The following is a 17,946-nucleotide window of genomic DNA, read 5'->3' on the forward strand; positions in this document are numbered from 1 at the left end:
TAATCAGTGCAAGGAGCCGCAATGCCTTTTGAGAGGACGAGTAATTGCAACAACGGTTTTAATAGACCGAGTAATCGCAGGTCTCAATGCTGTCAGAGGCATGAATGATGAAATATCAAGCGAAGTATATACCGAGTTTTCTAAAAAATAAGTTATTAACTCAACTTTCGCACATTAAAAAGTAATTTCGTTTCTATAGAAACAGGAGTTGATCGTTCCTTCGATAACACCCTTGACAAAGAATAAATGGTGAAGTGTAAAGCACCGCTGCGGCGGACCATTTTGCTTTCCTAGGGGCACGCTCTTCAGCTAACTTTTGCCAAGAAGAGCACTTGGCAAAAGTGGATCTTCAGATGGTGCTGATCCCTCAGGAGTCAAAACGGTCCGCCTCCGCTAGTAGGATATTCTATACGTGAAAAAAACTCACCAAATAGATGTTTAATCAGATAGAACATCTTTTTCATGCTGCATGGTAAAATGTTCCGCCAAGAGTACTTTCTGTGCATGGAAGCGATTCCCTGTATTTCATATCCATACTGTCATGATTGGGTTATTCAGACGAAAGCTGCTATTTCATTCAGCTCATTAAAATGTTATTTCTTTCATTCGCTGTAGAATCCTATCAGAGCGCAGGCCAACCACGCAGACTCCTATGGGAACAGGGCGAGCTGAAGATCCACTTGAAAAGCGGTTTTCTTTTCAAGTTAGCTGAAGCCGTCCCCATGGAAAGCGGAGTGGTTGGCCGGAGCGGAGCTATGCACCATCACCAATTCCAAAAAGGCCGGATATCTCACCAAAATGCAAGCATGGTAATGGAGAACATGTTCACCCTGAAATAGCAAGATGTATATGCTTATTCTTAGGTGCGAAAGTTGAGTTATTAATAAAAGGAATTTCTTGAAATGGGAACCTTATAGTAGCCCTTCGATGGGGCGAGCAATCCCAGTCCCAGCTAATTAAACTGCGAAAAAAGTACAGCTGAATCAATGGGAGATGCGGAAAAGCAACTTCCCCATGAAGAACAGCATGAAATGACGAAGGAGGAATAAAAAATGGGGAATAAAACCAATATTGGAGATGATTATTCACTATCCAGAGTACCCAGATCGGCAAGGCAGTCTCTTTGGAGTATTACGATTATTAGAGTAGGAGCATTAGCAACGATTTCCCAATTTATTTTAGGTGCATCGCTAGGTTATGGAATGACATTCTGGCAAGCTTTTTGGGCAACGATGCTGGGAAGTGTTATTTTACAGGTTATCAGCTTTCTTTTAGGGTATGCAGGTGCTAAAGAAGGTCTCTCCACCAGTTTGCTTTCAAGATGGACAGGGTTCGGCAGATACGGATCGAGCATTATCGGAGGCGTCATTGCTATTTCCTGTATCGGGTGGTTTGGGGTTCAAAACTCTGTGTTTGCCGATGGTCTGGTACAGGCTACCGGAGGAGCACTTCCGCATGCAGCTGCTGCTACGATTACAGGATTAGGAGTTACTGTACTCGTTATCTTCGGTTTTAAATTATTGAGTATCACAGCTACAATTACCGTACCATTATTTCTATTAGCAATGGCTGTCGGTGTTTATTATGTATTTAGTGAGCATTCTATCAATGGATTATTCTCTGCAGCTCCAGCTGGTGATCCTTTAACAATGGGGGCAGCTGCTACAATGGTTGCAGGCGGATTTATCATTGGAGCTGTTATTACACCAGATTTCACCCGATTTGCTAAAAGCGGTAAAGATGTATTCTGGATGGCTACCATCGGGGTACTGATTGGGGAACTTGGAATCAATATGATAGCTGTATTGATGGCACTTGCTGCCCGGACGAATGATGTAGTGAGTATTATGGTACAAGCATCCGGCTGGCTTGGAGCATTTGCTGTTGTTTTATCTACAGTTAAAATTAATAATTTGAATCTGTATTCTTCGTCTCTCGGCTTTACAAATATTTTTGATTCCGTATTTAAAATAAAGCTTAACCGTGCAAAGGTTACATTAGTGATTGGTATTATTGGAACGGTGCTTTCCGTGCTTGGAATGCTGGATTATTTTGTTGATTTCTTAGTGTTCCTCGGCGTACTTGTTCCGCCAATTGCGGGAATTATGGTGGTAGAGTACTTTATTTTAAAAACACACCGTAAAAGTTTGGATGAATCCAGAGAACAAGGGACGCTGCCCACAGATGTTGAAAAAATGCATCCTGTTACACTGATTGCCTGGGCAGCGGGTTTTGCTGCAGGGTATATCATCACAATTGGTATTCCATCCATTAACTCGCTATTGATTAGCGGAATCGTTTATTATATTGGGTCCCTTATCTTTAGAAAAAAGAAATAATACAAATCAAAACTTATATTCTGGAAACATGGAGGCTTAAAAAATGAGAAAAATAGGCAAACAAGAAATTGAAGATATCGCTGTTGGTGCAGCACTGCTTGGAACAGGAGGAGGCGGGGATCCATATATCGGAAAGCTGATGGCGCTGCAGGCAATCGAAGAAAATGGACCAGTAACTTTATTGGATATAGATGAAGTTCCAGAGGATGCTTTAGTTGTTCCCTCTTCCATGATGGGGGCTCCCACGGTCATGCTTGAAAAAGTTCCCAGTGGAGAAGAAGCGATGGAGGTTTTTGGGAAACTGGAAGAATTTCTTGGGGAAGACATTTATGCAACTTTTCCGATTGAAGCGGGAGGAGTAAACTCCATGCTGCCTTTTGCGCTCGCTGCAAGACGGGGATTGCCTGTTATTGATGCAGATGGAATGGGAAGAGCATTTCCTGAACTGCAGATGGTTACATTCTATTTAGATGGTATCCAGGCTACTCCGGCAGTAATCGGCGATGAAAAAGGGAATACAGCGCTGTTATCCACGATTGATAACGTCTGGACAGAACGCATTGCCCGCGCCTCTGCCATTCAAATGGGCGGCTCTGTAATGAATGCCATGTATTCCATGCGAGGTAAAAATCTAAAAGATAGCGGAATTGCCGGTATTTTAAAGTTGGAAGAGGAAATTGGAAAAACCATTCGCCTTGCTAAAGCAAATAATGTCAATGCGATTCAGGAAGTTTTGAAAACAGTGGGCGGGTTTGAATTATTCCGTGGAAAAGTAACAGATATCGATCGGAAAACAGAAACTGGTTTTGCGAGAGGTACAGCATCCTTTGAAGGAATCGGTGACTATAAAGAAGAAACGCTTCAGCTTCGTTTTCAAAATGAGCATCTTCTTGCTCAAACAGATCGGCGATTGCTTTGTGTGACACCGGATTTAATTGCCGTACTGGATGCAGAAACAGGTTTGCCAATTACTACAGAAGGAATCCGTTATGGTTCCAGATGTGTCGTTATTGGTATACCATGCCATGAAAAATGGAGAACGGAAAAAGGGATTGCAACAGTCGGACCCAAATATTTTGGCTACGATGTCGAATATACGCCGGTGGAAGAATTAGTTCGTAAAGGAGAGACGGAATAATGAGTACGTATCGTATTGGAATTGACGTAGGTGGAACACATACGGATGCTGTTTTGCTGGATCAGGATAATCAAGTGATTTCCGAAACAAAATCATCCACAACAGAGGACGTAGAAACTGGAATTTATACAGCGATGCATGAAGTGATTACAAAAGCAAATGTGTCTCCTGAACATATCCGTTATGCCATGCTTGGGACAACGCATTGTACAAACGCTATTGTAGAGCGGAAAGGGTTAAACAACATTGCTGCTGTTCGTATTGGCGCCCCGGCTACATTGGCAGTGAAACCGCTGGTAGGCGTGCCGGATGACCTTCGTGCGGCGCTTGGAAAGCATGTTTACCTTGTACGTGGCGGACATGAATTTGATGGCAGGGAAATCGTTGATTTAGATGAAGCACATTTATACAAAATTGCCAATGAAGTAAAAGGAGAGGTAGATTCTATTGCAATCACTTCTGTTTTTTCTCCTGTATCTACCGACCATGAGGAGAGAGCAAAGAAAATATTTCAAGAAGTATTAGGAGAAGACGTGGCCATTTCATTATCTGCTGAAATTGGTTCTGTCGGTCTGCTGGAACGTGAAAATGCAACAATCTTGAATGCTTCCGTAATCCGTGTAGCGAAAACAGCTGCAGACGGGTTCATCAATGCGTTAAAAAGTGAAAATATTGATGCAAAAGTATTTTTTGGACAAAATGACGGAACATTAATGTCTGTTGATTACGCGGTTCGTTATCCGATATTTACAGTTGCCTGTGGTCCGACAAACTCTTTACGCGGCGCTTCCTATTTAGGGAACCTGTCTGATGCTATTGTTGTAGATGTTGGCGGTACAACCTCAGATGTTGGTGTGTTAATTCATTCTTTTCCGCGGGAATCTTCTCTGGAAGTAGAAATTGGAGGAGCAAGAACGAATTTCCGTATGCCTGACTTAATTTCTATCGGACTCGGCGGAGGAACAATTATCCATGCAGAAGAAAACGAAGCATTTTCAATTGGTCCGGACAGCGTCGGGTACCGTTTGCCTGAGAAAGCAATGATTTTCGGCGGTGATACACTGACAACAACAGATGTAGCAGTAGCGCTTGGTAAAGTTGATTTAGGTGATGCATCCAAAGTGGCTCATCTGGATAAGTCATGGCTGAATAAAGTTTATGAGAAGATGGTGGAGCTTGTAGAAGAGGCTATTGACAAAATGAAGACAACCGCGGATCCCATTCCTGTTATTCTTGTCGGCGGCGGGAGTATTTTATTACCAACTGAATTAAAAGGGGCTTCACGCGTCCTCCGACCAGAACACTCCGGTGTTGCTAATGCCATTGGTTCAGCGATTTCTCAGGTCAGCGGACAAGTAGAAAGAATCTACTTATTAGATGAGGTAGGACGGGAGCATGCACTGGAATCGGCAAAATCGGAGGCAAAAGCAACAGCAGTAAATGCAGGTGCAGATCCGGAGACTCTTGTGATTGTTGATGTAGAGGACGTTCCTTTAGCTTATCTCCCGGGAAATGCCACACGGGTTAGAGTGAAAGCAGCCGGAGAACTGCAGCGGAACGCATAGCCTAAAAAAATACAAAGAAGTGTTCAGGCAAAGTTGACATAGGAAATATCATGTCAACTTTGCCTTTTTAATTACTCCACTTTCACATTTTAAAGTAGTTTGTCCTCTGGATATTTTGGTGAAGCGTCTTAAAAAAATAAAAAAATCTTATTTTCATACAGTTAATTACCGGGTTTTGTGGTAAAATAGTATACTAGTAGCATTTTGTCTTAGGACGGTGCAAGATAGTAACGCTAGGAGGATTTAGATTCATGTTTTCCAGAGATATTGGGATTGATCTTGGTACCGCAAATGTGTTGATACATGTAAAAGGAAAAGGAATAGTTTTAAATGAACCATCTGTCGTTGCCATGGATCGAAATACGAACCGTGTGCTTGAAGTTGGAGAAGAAGCCCGCCGTATGGTTGGACGTACACCGGGTAATATAGAGGCGCTGCGCCCGTTAAAGGACGGCGTTATTGCTGATTTTGATGTCACAGAAGCCATGTTAAGATATTTTATAAATAAAATTAATGTCAAAGGTGTTTTGTCAAAGCCGAGAATGCTTATTTGCTGCCCGACAAACATAACGAAAGTGGAACAAAAAGCCATTAAAGAAGCAGCAGAGAAGTCAGGCGGAAAGCGCATATACTTAGAAGAAGAGCCTAAAGTAGCTGCGATTGGCGCTGGAATGGATATTTATCAGCCAAGCGGAAACATGGTAGTAGATATCGGCGGCGGAACAACCGATGTAGCCGTGTTGTCCATGGGCGGCATTGTTACCTCGCAATCCGTTAAAATGGCTGGAGATAAGTTTGACTGGGATATTCTGCAATATATTAAAAAGGAATACAAACTGCTTATTGGTGAACGTACTGCTGAAGATATTAAAATCAATGTCGCTACGGTGTTCCCTGGATCACGTAAAGAATCCATGGATATCAGAGGCCGGGATATGGTATCTGGCTTACCGAGAACGATAACGATTGAATCAGAGGAAATTTCACAGGCGTTGATGGAATCTGTAGCACTTATTGTTCAGGCAGCTAAAGCAGTTCTGGAACAGACACCTCCCGAGTTATCCGCAGATATCATTGACCGGGGCGTTATCCTGACTGGAGGCGGCGCACTGCTTCATGGAATTGACCAATTATTGGCGGAAGAATTAAAGGTTCCTATCTTTGTTGCAGAGGATCCGATGGATTGTGTTGCAAAGGGAACGGGAATCATGCTTGAAAATATTGATAAGCTTGAAAAAAGAAGTGTAAACTAATCATTATTAGAAGCTGGCAGAATGTGTTGCTTATTTTATTACCCTGCCAGCTCTAATCTTTTACATACAGAGGAGGAAGCTTTGTGTTAAGAGGTTTATATGGAGCGGCAAGTGGTATGATAACGCAGCAGCGGCAGCAGGAAGCATTGTCTAATAATATTGCCAATGCAAATACGCCAGGATACAAAGCCGATCAAACGGCAATTCGTGCTTTTCCGGAATTATTGATACAGCAAAGCGGCGGGAACACCATCCCGACCACGCAAGGAGGTTTCAATATTCCTTTATCCCGTCAATTGGGCGGTATGAATACAGGCGTATATGTTCAAGAAACGATTCCTCATTTTGCGCAAGGGGATATCAACGAATCGGGACTGCCGACAGATGTTGCGATCGAGCAGGGAAATGTTCCAGATGAAAATGGGGCTATCTTCTTTGCCGTTCAAAATGAAGATGGAGATGTACGTTATACGCGAAATGGTAATTTTACGATTGACGCAGAAGGTTTCCTTGTGACGAATCAGGGATACTATGTTTTAGATGAAGACGGGAATAACATTCAGACAGACGGAACGATAGAGACTATTACCCCAGAGGGCGTTATTCCGACAACTGGCGGCGATGTGACAATTGGTATGCAGTATGCAGCGGATGCAAACACACTGACGAAAGAAGGAAATGATCTTTTTGAAGGGGATGCAGAGGCTGTACCGGCAGATGCAGCGTATGTATTGCACCAGGGGGCATTAGAACAATCGAATGTCAATACCGAACAAGCCATGACGGATATGATGAATGCTTATCGGTTATTTGAGAGTAATCAGCGCGTTTTACGGGTATATGATGAGAGTCTCGGAAAAGCTGTTACAGAAGTTGGCCGATTAGGATAGGGGGAAATTGAACATGTCACGTATTATGAATCAATCAGCAGTAACCATGAACCAAATCCAGCACAAGCTTGATGTTATTGGCAATAATATTTCCAATAGCAACACAACTGGATATAAAAACAGACAAGTTGAATTTTCTTCCTTACTAAGCCAGCAAATTGATAATTTGAATGCTCCTGAAAATGCAGAAGGCAGACTGACTCCCGATGGAATACGTGTGGGAGCAGGGGCGGGTTTAGGTGCTATTAACCTGAACCAGTTGCAGGGAAGCATGATAGAGACAGACCGCAGCTTAGATGCTGCATTAACGGAAGAGAATATTTTTTTTCAAGTGAATCGCGTAGAAAATGGGCAGCAGGATACAGTCTATACGAGAGACGGTTCCTTTTTCCTTTCTCCAGTTGAAGGAGGGGGCGTTGCCTTGACAACTTCCGATGGTCACCCTATTATCGGGACAGAGGGACCGATTGAAATCCAAGACGAGTTTGATGCCATTGAATTAAATGATCAAGGTCAATTGTTGGTCACCAGAGACGGTGAACAGGCGGCAGAAGCTGAATTGGCTGTTGTGGAAGCTGTACGTCCCAGCGCTTTGGAAGCAGAAGGAGATAATTTCTTTACTGTTTCAGGAGCAGCGGATATAGACGAAATCATACAAGCATATGCTGGTGAGGGCGCTGTAATCCATCCGCAGTCATTGGAGCAATCAAATGTGGACATGTCGCAGCAGATGACAGATATGATGGCAGCACAGCGGCTTTATCAATTTAATTCACGTTCCATCACCATGGGCGACCAAATGCTTGGGTTAGTGAATACCATTCGTTCCTGATTCAGGTTGAGACGATGGCAGTTACATACCGTTAGTGTTCAAGAAGGATGCGTTGTTTGATTGCTCTTTTTGAACATCCATTTGTAAGGAGTTACCGAAATGACGAATAATCCATCTTCACAGAATACCTCACAGGAAGCTGAGCAAGAGACAGCAGCTGGTGAGGAACAAGCAGTACAACAGGATATTTCTAGAAAAACAGATAAAAAAGAAAAACAGCAGCGTAAACGTGAGGAGAAACGCAGCAGACCGCGTTTGCGTATTTTTCCGATTTGGCTGCGTATCATTGTTATCACAATTTTTGCTGCAGCAGCCTTCATCATTGGCCTAATGATTGGTTTTGCTGTACTTGGCGACGGATCTCCATTAGATGTTCTGCGCCTAGAGACCTGGCAGCATATTATCGACATTGTAAATAAAACAGAGTAAAACATATTCGAGGATGGACGAATATGTTTTTGCTATAGTTTAAATAGGTACGTTAAGCAAATTATTACTAAAACTGAATTTGTGCACAGATAAGAAAAAACAAGAACACTACTTGCTCTTTAAATCATCGGTGTTCTTGCCAAGGAGATCTCCGCTACGACGGTTTTCGATGGAGCGAGTAATGCCAGCATTGTTATCAGGTTAATGAATTTTTAAATGTGATATTTGATACAACTAGATAGCCATTTGTTTTCTTATAACATTGACGAAATGATGATTGAGAACAGAGACTAGCGAATGCTTTTTGATGGGACAAGTAATCGCAATGGTTTTCGGTGGGGCGAGTAACCGCAGTCCCAGTCCCAGAAGAAAAATATGGAGACTCCTGGTCGGCTAAGAACGGTCACGTCCTGTGACCAACGACCGACACTAGGACGTCCTGTCCGTCGTGGGAAAGCGCGGAGGGAAGACCCCGCAGAAAAAAAGCGAACTTCTTTTTTTCTACCCTCGGGGCATAAGTGCGACTTTAGCTCTGTCTGCGCCTGTCGGCTTGCCAATCGCTAAGTCTTCTTTAAAGGAGATGAGCTCGGGGCCCGTGGAAAGCGTAGTGTTTTTCCAGAGCGGCTGTTTTCAGCTATTTTATTAACATTCTTATTTTAAAAAAGGAGTCGAAAAAATATGGATATTCAACAAATCAAAGAAGTTCTTCCGCACCGTTATCCGTTTTTATTAGTGGATCAGGTGAAGGACATAGAAGAAGGCAAAAAAGTGACAGCCATCAAAAATGTCACAGCAAATGAACCATTTTTCCCCGGCCATTTCCCAGATTACCCGGTAATGCCTGGAGTTCTTATTTTAGAAGCATTGGCACAAACAGGCGCAATCGCTGTTTTAGGCATCGAAGAAAACAAAGGGAAAATCGGCTTTTTAGCAGGCGTGGATAAATGCCGCTTCAAACGTCAGGTGAAGCCAGGAGATCAGCTGGAGCTGGTGGTTGAGATTATTCGCATGAAGGGGCCAATCGGCAAAGGAAAAGGCGTTGCGACGGTTAACGGTGAGGTTGCATGTGAAGCAGAAATTACATTTGCAATCAAATAAAGGATTCGTCAGCAATATGTAATAAATTTCCTAAATGATTATGAATAAGAAATGTATGATTCCTCTTTTCTGGGTTAACCTAATTTCGAGCAATAGGTTAATATAGAAGGGAGGAATTTTTTATGAAAAAAGTATTATTAAAAGTTGGTGCTTCCGCTCTTGCTCTTACGCTGGTAACTGGATGCGGTACATCCAATAATGAAGAGCCGGCAGATGATAACCCGACCATTGATCATGAAGAAAGAGAAGATGAATTTAACGGTAACGACGATAATCGTAATGATGATCCCATGGATGAAGACAACTTTGACGAGAGAGAAGAAGACATGCCTCGTAATAACGAATAAGCCGCTCTAAATAATAAAGAAGAAGGCAATGACTTTTTGGTTATCCTCTTACAGTGAGAAGAGAAATAAAAATTCTCTCACGCTGATAGGAGTAAATCCCCCACGTCCATTACCTTCTTCTTATTATTTTTTAAGAAATGATGAAGCCTGCTTAATGAACATATTCTTCACTTTCCGTCACATCATCGGAAGTAAGACCGGATAATACATGAACACGTAAAATATAGCCGGCCAGCTTTTGTTCCTCATTCACTACAGCTAAAGGAAAGCTGGACTCCAATGCTTTCGGGATTAAATCATTGATATATTCATCTTCTGCGACAACCGTAATATCTTTCTTGATCAGATCGCTTAATTGTTTATGCTCTTTAATTCCCTGTATCGCATCATCAATCGTCACAATCCCTTGAAGCCGTCTGGAGCGGTCTACGACAAATACGCTGGAGATGCCATTTTCGCGCATTTCTTTGACAGCCACATTGATTCCATCCTTGATGGAAACAAGCGCATTCGGCTTGGTCATAATATGACTTGCCTGAAATACCTTGGAACGGTCGATATCTTTAATAAACTCAGAAATATAGTCATTGGCAGGGCTGGCGATAATCTCTTCAGGAGTCCCGACCTGCTCCACATGTCCATCCTTCATCACAGCCACGCGATCGCCGATTCGAAAGGCTTCATTCACATCATGTGTAATAAAAATAATCGTCTTTTGCAGCCGTTCTTGAATGTCTAACAGCTCCAGCTGCATTTCCCGGCGGATCAGCGGGTCAAGTGCACTGAAAGGCTCATCCATTAATAAAATATCCGGGTCATTGGTGAGTGCTCTTGCTAAGCCGACACGCTGCTGCATGCCGCCGGATAATTCATCCGGATATTTATCTTCATAGCCCTTTAACCCTACTGTTTCAATATTTTGCATTGCAATTTCCCTGCGTTTTTCTTTTGGGACATTCCGAATTTCCAATCCATACTCGACATTTGCCAAAATCGTCCGGTGGCTGAAGAGACCAAAGTGCTGGAAAACCATGGCAATTTTTTCCTGGCGGACTTTTTTTAATTCGTCCCGGCTGCATTTGGTAATATCCTGCCCGTCAATCAGAATCGAACCGTCTGTCGGTTTATTTAAAAGGTTGAAGCAGCGGATTAAGGTGGATTTCCCGCTTCCCGACAGCCCCATGATAACGAAGACCTCTCCCTTTTGAATGTCAAAGGTCGCATCATAGACACCAACCGTATGATTTGTTTTCTTCAAAATTTCTTCCTTCGATAATCCTTCTTTGATCATAGGGATGACAGATTTCGGTTTGGAACCAAATATTTTAGAAACATTTTTTACTTGTATTTGTACAGACATTATTGATTACCTCCACGACGTTGTACTTTTTCTGCGATACCATTGGTAATACGATCAATAATAATCGCCAGAAATACGATACTGATACCAGCTTCAAAGCCGAGCGCAATATCGATCCGGTTAATCGATACCAGCACCTGCTCGCCCAGACCGGAAGCACCGACCATGGATGCAATAACAACCATGGCTAATGCCATCATGGTCGTCTGGTTGACACCGGCCATAATTGTCGGCAATGCTTGCGGCAGCTGAACTTTGGATAAGGTCTGCCATCTGGAAGAGCCAAACGAATGCGCTGACTCCACAACCTCTTTATCCACACCGCGGATAGCAAGGTCGGTTAAACGGATGACCGGCGGCAGGGAATAAATCAATGTAGCGAAGATAGCAGAAACATTACCCAGCCCAAAGAAGAAAATAGCCGGGATGAGATACACAAAACTTGGCATCGTCTGCATCGCATCAAGAATCGGACGCAAAATCATCGAAACCCATTTATTAAATGCCATCGCAATCCCAAGCGGAATTCCAATAATTAAGCAAATAATAACGGCGGTTAAAATGATGGAAATCGTAATCATCATTTCCTCCCACAGGCCAAAGCTTCCAATGAGAAAAATAAAGAGGCCGTATAAAACACCTGAGAAAAGCGATTTAAAATACCATCCAAGTAAAAAGATGATAACGATAAACAGCCACCACGGAATAATCATTAGAAAATCAGTGAGTCCACTGATAGACCTCGAGGTGATGAAAAATATAAAATCAAATAAAACTTCTAAGTTATTGGCAAGAAAGCTGACAAATTCGTCAACATACTTTCCAGCTTCGAATGTAATGTCTGGAAATTGAATCATAAGCATCATAACTGCTAAGAAAGCAGTATTTACCTCTCTTTCTGTAATGTATTTTTTAGTTAAGATAAAACGAAATGACGGGTTGTAAAAAAGAAAGAGCAGCTAACCTGGTGGCAAGCTACTCCACGTTATTGTTTATTTTTTTATTCCAATGAATCAACTACATCCTGTGCAATATCTTCTGGAAGCCAGGCTGTCCAGATATCTTCATGCTCCTGCATCCACCAGATAGCTGCTTCTTCTGCCGATGCACCATTATCTTCCATATACTCTAACGCTTCTTCTGTTAAAGCACTGCTTGTTTCATACTGCTCTAAGAATTCCACAACCTCAGGTGCTTGTTCAAGAAAATCCGGATGAACGGAAATAACCACATCATTTGGAGGGAATTCGGTTCCTCTTGACTCTTCCCAGGTTGCTTCATCATAAGGTGCTTCTTCCAATAGAACTAAATCATATTTAGCTGTGATTGCTGTAGGTGACCAATAGTAGCCGACCCATCCTTCTCCAGCTTCATAAGCACGAGCTAAATCGGTAATAATAGCTGAATCAGAGCCCGGGCTAAAGTTGTTGAAGGTCTCATCTAATTCATAGAAGTCGAATTTATCATTAATGGCTTCCTCTACTGCCCATCCGCTCGGCGCATTAATAATGCGTCCTTTTTCCGGATCTTCCGGGTCTTGAAATACCTCCGGATAATCCTTCAAATCTTCTACGGTTTGTAAATTAGGTGCAAGCGGCTCAATCCCTTTTTCTGGATCACCTTCGATAACATAGGCAGGAACATATAGACCTTGGTCATTATCATCAAAGTTCACAGATAAGGTTTCAATGTCGCCCGCTTCTGTTAATTCCTCATAAAGATCGCGGATATTGTCTGTCCATACCTCCATATATACATTGATATCTCCATCACTTAACCCCTGCATCGTTGCTGCGGTCGAACCAGAAGTGATATCTGTGTCATAGCCGTATCCTTCTTCCATGATTTGTGCCGCAATATAATTGTGTACATTAATACTGTCCCAGCCGGCATCAGCTAAAACAATCGTATCAATTTCTCCCTCGCTTGATGCATCGCCGCATGCAGTTAAAACAAGAACCGAGGCAGTTATCAAAGCAAATAGTAACTTTTTCATTTTTAAGTCCCCCTTATTTTTTTGGAATTTTCAGGTATATCATTTGGTGAAAATAGAAGCAAAATAGTGCGTAAAACAAAAAATTTTGCAGCGGGTTAATCAATCAAGCTATTTATTCAAAAGCTGAAAGAAAATGATGTATGAGGATGGAAATAAGCTATGATTCGATTCTTAATTATACCTTATACTTATAAAATTAAACAAAGCGCTTAAAAGTGGATAAAGATGCATATTTCGATGTATAACGAGGTTAAAGCAGGTTTAGGCGTGTATATCTTTGTAATTGTCGAGAATGCTCTAAAATACGTATGCGTTTTCAAAATGATTGATAAAAATCAGTCGAATCTTGTCAGATTGATAGGAAAATAGAATGATGGAGGACTGCGATTAGTCGTCCCACCAAAATCATTGGGACTGCGATTACTCGTCCCATCAAAAGCGTTGCTGGAATTATTATGCGGCAATAAGCAGATAAGACTTGCATCTGACGTTCCGTGAGGGGATATGTTATAGAAAAAGTGCATTTAATAACTTCTCTCATCACCTGGCAGACAAACGTTGCTTGGGTATTTTGAAAGGGATATACTTAAATGAGGAATTTTTTGAAACGAATTGCGTGTCACTTTCGTACGAAACAAAGAGACAGAAAAAAAGGTATAAAAACGAGAGCAGGCAAGTGCCAGTTAAAATAAGGAAGGGGTATCTACATAACCATGAAAAAAAGTATTGGAGCAATTGGATTGATTTTGATGCTGTTTGTTTTAGCGGCATGTACAGAGGATGACAATGAATCCGCTGAAGAAACACAGGAGGAGGTAATTACTTCTGTACAGACAGAGGAGGTCGAAGAAGGGGAATTGACGCGGGAAAGAACATTTAATGCCCGGCTGGAGCCTTCACAGACAACCCCGATTATGATTGAACAGCCTTTAGAAGTAGACACCTTAGAAGTAAATGTCGGCGATACGGTAGAAGAAGATGAGACAGTCGCTGAATTAACGCTTGATGGCAATACACAATCTGTGGACGCACCGGAAGCTGGGGAAGTCATTCAGATTCAGGCCGGTGAAGGCGAGAATATCGACCCGGAAGAGCCTTTTATGCTGATTGCGGATACAGATGAATGGAAAGCAGAAGGCAGTGCCTCCGAAAGCATGCTGAACCTTTTGAATATCGATGATGAAGTAGAAGTGACTGTGAGCGGAGAAGAGAAAACAGCTGCGATTACCAATATAGATCAGATTCCGGATGATACCGGATTATATCCGGTTACGGCTACATTTGAAGCTGGAGATGCGTCCTTTATCTCCGGAGCTGTTGCAAAAATAACCGTCGAGGAAACCGTAGAATCGGATGCCTTATTAGTACCTACAGAAGCAGTTGTAGAGAGTGAAAGGGAGTCCTTTGTTTTTGTGGTAACGGATGAGGAAACGGTAGAGCAGCGCGAGGTTTCTGTTATTACGATGCAATCCCGGCAAACCGCAATCGAGGGAGATATCGAAGCTGGGGAAGAAATCGTCATAACAGGTCAATCCGGATTAGAAGACGGCGATGCTGTCGAAGTAGTGAAAGGGGAATAGATTTTGAAACAGCTTATAAAAACTTCAGTAAAACGGCCAATTGGCGTCATTATGATTGTATTAGCTGTTCTTGCTTTAGGGGTTATGTCCCTGCGAAATCTTGCGGTCGATCTTTTCCCTGAAATAGATTTGCCGGTAGCCGTCGTTGCTACCAATTATCAAGATGCAGCACCAGAAGATGTGCAGAATTTAATCAGCAGACCGCTGGAATCAGCAGTAAGTGCAGTAGAAGGAATCGATACGGTTCAATCTCAATCACAATCTGGGTCCTCCATGGTAATGATGATGTTTCAAAATGGAACAGATTTAGACCAGGCCCTGTTGGATGTGAGAGAACAGGTTGACCAAGTAAAAGGAATGTTACCTGATGGAGCAGGGGACCCGAATATTCTTCGCTTCAGCCCTGATTCACTTCCGGTTATGTACCTCGGGTTAACGGGCGATGATTTAGCCGAGCTGACCGAAATCGCAGACCAGCAAATTGTTCCTTTCTTTGAAAGACAAGAAGGGGTAGCCTCAGTCACGATTGAAGGCGGCTTAGAAAGAGAGATTCAAATTGAATTAGATGAAGCGAGCTTAGAACAATATGGCATCTCGCCTCAAAGTGTCATGGATACACTGGGAAGCGAGAACAGCTCTTCCTCCATCGGTACGGTAGAACAGGGAAATCAGGATTTACAGATTCGCGTCATTGGTGAATTTGACAACATAGAGGATATTGAAAATACACAGATTCAATCAGAGGCAGGCGGCGTTGTCCGTATTTCGGATATTGCAGACGTGCAGGACGATTTTAAAGAGACTTCCTCCGAAACGATGGTGAACGGGGAGCATGCACTTGTCTTGTCTGTAATGAAGCAGACAGATGCGAATACGGTAGAGGTTGCATCGAATATTACAGATGCGATGCCGGGAATGATGGAAGATTTACCAGAAGGAATGGGTTTAAATACCATCATTGATACCTCTGAATTTATTGAGATGTCGATTGATTCGGTCATGAATAATATTTTAATTGGAGGGGCAATCGCCTTTCTTATTCTGCTCCTGTTTTTAAAGAGCATCCGTGCAACCATTGTGATTGGATTATCGATACCAATTGCGATTATCGCAACCTTTGTATTAATGTACTTTACGGGTCAGACCTTGAATGTACTTTCCCTGGGCGGATTGGCTTTAGGGATTGGAATGATGCTGGACAGCTCCATTATTATTTTAGAAAATATTTATTCCTACCGGCGCAGAGGCTACAGCCTGTTTGAGGCGGCAACCAAGGGATCGATTGAATTAGCACCGGCAGTTATTGCTTCAACAACGACGACATTAGTCGTATTTTTACCAATTGTTTTTGTAGAAGGAATGTCATCCGACTTATTTACACCATTAGCACTGGCTGTTTCCTTCTCCTTAGTCGCATCTTTAGTCGTTGCGATTACATTAGTACCAATGCTCTCCTCGAAGCTGTTGGCAAATGTCATGGAAGGATCGGGAAAAAGGTATTGGTTTGACAGGTTTTTAAATTGGTTGAAAACACGTTATGGAAAAGGATTAGAAAAAGTACTGAGATTTAGAAAAACAACCGTCCTGGTAACGATATTAGCGATTATCGGCAGCCTTTTTCTCATTCCGCGTATCGGGATGGAGTTTATGCCATCAGCCGACCAGGGACAAGCGCAGATCACGGTAGAGACACCGCCGGGAAGCAGCTTAGACTATACGATCGGCATGACAGAACAGGTGGATGACATTTTAGCAGACTATGAGGAATATATGGATGTCAGCTATGTAACCATCGGATCTGCTGACTTTACTGGCAGTATGAATGAATCAACCTATACGCTGCAATTAATACCTGCATCAGAGCGGGACCGGTCAACGGAACAGATTATGGTAGAGATCGATGAACGTGTGCAGCATATTGCAGGTGCTGATATTGCAGCCTCTGCGATGGATGGCGGTATGGAAATGGGAGACCCGATTACGATTCAATTAAATGGCCCTGAAAATGATACCCTGATTGATTTATCCGAACAGGTCCTTGCTGAAATGGAGGAGGTTGAAGGAGTAACCAATACAACCTCTACAGCAGAAGATGGCATTCCGCAAATGGAAATTAGGGTAGATGAGGACGCAGCCTCCAGCTATGGGCTGTCAGGGTCGCAAATCACCAGCCAGCTGGAAATGAAATTCTCCGGACAGGTGGTCGGCCAATATCGGGAAGAAGGACAGGAAATCGATATTACCATTGCCTATCCAGAAGATACTCGCACAAGTATTGAAGACCTGTTAGACAGCAGTATTCAATCCCCTTCAGGAGCAACGGTTCCGTTGGATGAACTTGTTGAGATCGAGCAGGCAGAAGGACCACAGACGCTCCTGAGAGAAAATCAGCAGGCACAAATGAATGTCAGCTCGGGAGTTGTCGGTCGCGATTTAGGAAGTGTCGTATCCGATATTGAAACGAAGCTAAGTCAAATGGACTTTCCTGAAGGCTACAGCTATAGCATTGGCGGCCAGGCAGAAGATATGGAAGAGGCCTTTATGGAGCTTGGCGTAGCGCTGATATTCTCGATTTTCTTAGTGTATATCGTACTCGCTGTACAATTTGAAAATCTCCTGCAGCCATTTATTATTATGTTTGCATTGCCGACAACCATTATTGGTGTTATTGGCGGACTATTTGTGACAAATATATCCTTAAGCGTAGCCGGCTTTATCGGCATTATTATGCTTGCCGGAATAGTGGTTAATAACTCGATTGTACTTGTAGACTATATCAATATTCTGCGCAGAAGAGGAATGGACCAGATAGAAGCTATTATTGAAGCAGGACGCTCCAGACTGCGCCCAATCATGATGACATCCCTTACCACGATTCTGGCGATGGTTCCGCTAGGGCTGGGAATTGGTGAAGGGGCCGAGCTGCAGCAGCCATTAGCTGTAACGATAATCTTCGGTTTAACGATTTCCAGCATCTTTACCTTATTCTTTGTTCCTGTTATTTATCTGATCTTTGATAACATAACGAAGAAAGTAAGGGGAAGAAGGAAGCGGAAGAAAGCAGCGAAAAAGTAAACGTAAGTAATGAAAAATGAGGCAGCTCTTGGCAGAGAGACAAT

General features: G+C 42.7%; 15 protein-coding genes. 12 read left to right on the plus strand and 3 right to left on the minus strand.

Annotated elements, in window-relative coordinates:
- The first annotated feature begins 28 nt into the window (after window positions 1–28).
- The 10 genes from BN997_RS23650 (at window position 29) to BN997_RS02995 (ending at window position 9,891) form a co-directional block, all read left to right on the plus strand.
- Window positions 29–151: a hypothetical protein gene (locus tag BN997_RS23650; protein ID WP_256705208.1), complete on the plus strand. Its 123-nt coding sequence runs from the start codon at window positions 29–31 to the stop codon at window positions 149–151.
- 901 nt (window positions 152–1,052) lie between these two features.
- Window positions 1,053–2,339, plus strand: a complete 1,287-nt coding sequence (locus BN997_RS02955; RefSeq protein WP_042529547.1) for a purine-cytosine permease family protein — start codon at window positions 1,053–1,055, stop codon at window positions 2,337–2,339.
- Window positions 2,340–2,382: 43 nt separating this feature from the next.
- Window positions 2,383–3,477, plus strand: a complete 1,095-nt coding sequence (locus BN997_RS02960) for a DUF917 domain-containing protein (RefSeq protein ID WP_042529549.1) — start codon at window positions 2,383–2,385, stop codon at window positions 3,475–3,477.
- On the plus strand, window positions 3,477–5,042 hold the full coding sequence (locus tag BN997_RS02965; protein ID WP_042529551.1) for an ROK family protein: 1,566 nt from the start codon (window positions 3,477–3,479) through the stop codon (window positions 5,040–5,042). The genes BN997_RS02960 and BN997_RS02965 overlap by 1 nt, the downstream gene beginning before the upstream one ends.
- A 251-nt stretch (window positions 5,043–5,293) precedes the next feature.
- Entirely contained in the window at window positions 5,294–6,295 is a 1,002-nt protein-coding gene (locus tag BN997_RS02970) for a rod shape-determining protein (protein WP_042529553.1), read from the plus strand.
- An 83-nt stretch (window positions 6,296–6,378) separates the two neighbouring features.
- Window positions 6,379–7,185 (plus strand): flagellar hook-basal body protein, encoded by an 807-nt coding sequence (locus BN997_RS02975; RefSeq protein ID WP_042529556.1) that lies wholly within the window; start codon window positions 6,379–6,381, stop codon window positions 7,183–7,185.
- 13 nt (window positions 7,186–7,198) lie between these two features.
- Window positions 7,199–8,017, plus strand: a complete 819-nt coding sequence (locus BN997_RS02980; RefSeq protein WP_042529558.1) for a flagellar hook-basal body protein — start codon at window positions 7,199–7,201, stop codon at window positions 8,015–8,017.
- Window positions 8,018–8,116: 99 nt separating this feature from the next.
- A complete protein-coding gene (locus BN997_RS02985) occupies window positions 8,117–8,446 on the plus strand; it encodes a DNA-directed RNA polymerase subunit beta (protein WP_042529560.1) in 330 nt (109 codons plus the stop codon).
- A 678-nt stretch (window positions 8,447–9,124) separates the two neighbouring features.
- Window positions 9,125–9,544 (plus strand): 3-hydroxyacyl-ACP dehydratase FabZ, encoded by a 420-nt coding sequence (fabZ, locus tag BN997_RS02990; protein ID WP_042529562.1) that lies wholly within the window; start codon window positions 9,125–9,127, stop codon window positions 9,542–9,544.
- Between the two features lie 122 nt (window positions 9,545–9,666).
- On the plus strand, window positions 9,667–9,891 hold the full coding sequence (locus tag BN997_RS02995; RefSeq protein ID WP_042529564.1) for a hypothetical protein: 225 nt from the start codon (window positions 9,667–9,669) through the stop codon (window positions 9,889–9,891).
- Window positions 9,892–10,042: 151 nt separating this feature from the next.
- Here BN997_RS02995 and BN997_RS03000 read toward each other — a convergent pair whose 3' ends face one another.
- From BN997_RS03000 to BN997_RS03010, 3 genes are all read right to left on the minus strand, one after another.
- Window positions 10,043–11,251, minus strand: coding sequence for a quaternary amine ABC transporter ATP-binding protein (locus tag BN997_RS03000; protein WP_042529566.1), 1,209 nt, complete (start codon window positions 11,249–11,251; stop codon window positions 10,043–10,045).
- Window positions 11,251–12,108 (minus strand): ABC transporter permease, encoded by an 858-nt coding sequence (locus BN997_RS03005; RefSeq protein WP_042535688.1) that lies wholly within the window; start codon window positions 12,106–12,108, stop codon window positions 11,251–11,253. The genes BN997_RS03000 and BN997_RS03005 overlap by 1 nt, the downstream gene beginning before the upstream one ends.
- A gap of 143 nt (window positions 12,109–12,251) precedes the next feature.
- Entirely contained in the window at window positions 12,252–13,247 is a 996-nt protein-coding gene (locus BN997_RS03010; RefSeq protein ID WP_042529569.1) for an ABC transporter substrate-binding protein, read from the minus strand.
- Window positions 13,248–13,960: 713 nt separating this feature from the next.
- Between BN997_RS03010 and BN997_RS03015 the strand changes: the two genes are divergently transcribed.
- The gene (locus BN997_RS03015; protein WP_042529570.1) at window positions 13,961–14,827 is read left to right on the plus strand and encodes an efflux RND transporter periplasmic adaptor subunit; all 867 of its coding nucleotides are present in this window, start codon (window positions 13,961–13,963) and stop codon (window positions 14,825–14,827) included.
- Between the two features lie 3 nt (window positions 14,828–14,830).
- Entirely contained in the window at window positions 14,831–17,902 is a 3,072-nt protein-coding gene (locus tag BN997_RS03020; RefSeq protein ID WP_256705200.1) for an efflux RND transporter permease subunit, read from the plus strand.
- Window positions 17,903–17,946 lie beyond the last annotated feature (44 nt).

Origin of the sequence: Oceanobacillus oncorhynchi (genome assembly GCF_000821065.1) — a bacterium.
In the GTDB taxonomy this organism is placed as follows: Bacteria; Bacillota; Bacilli; order Bacillales; family Amphibacillaceae; genus Oceanobacillus; species Oceanobacillus oncorhynchi.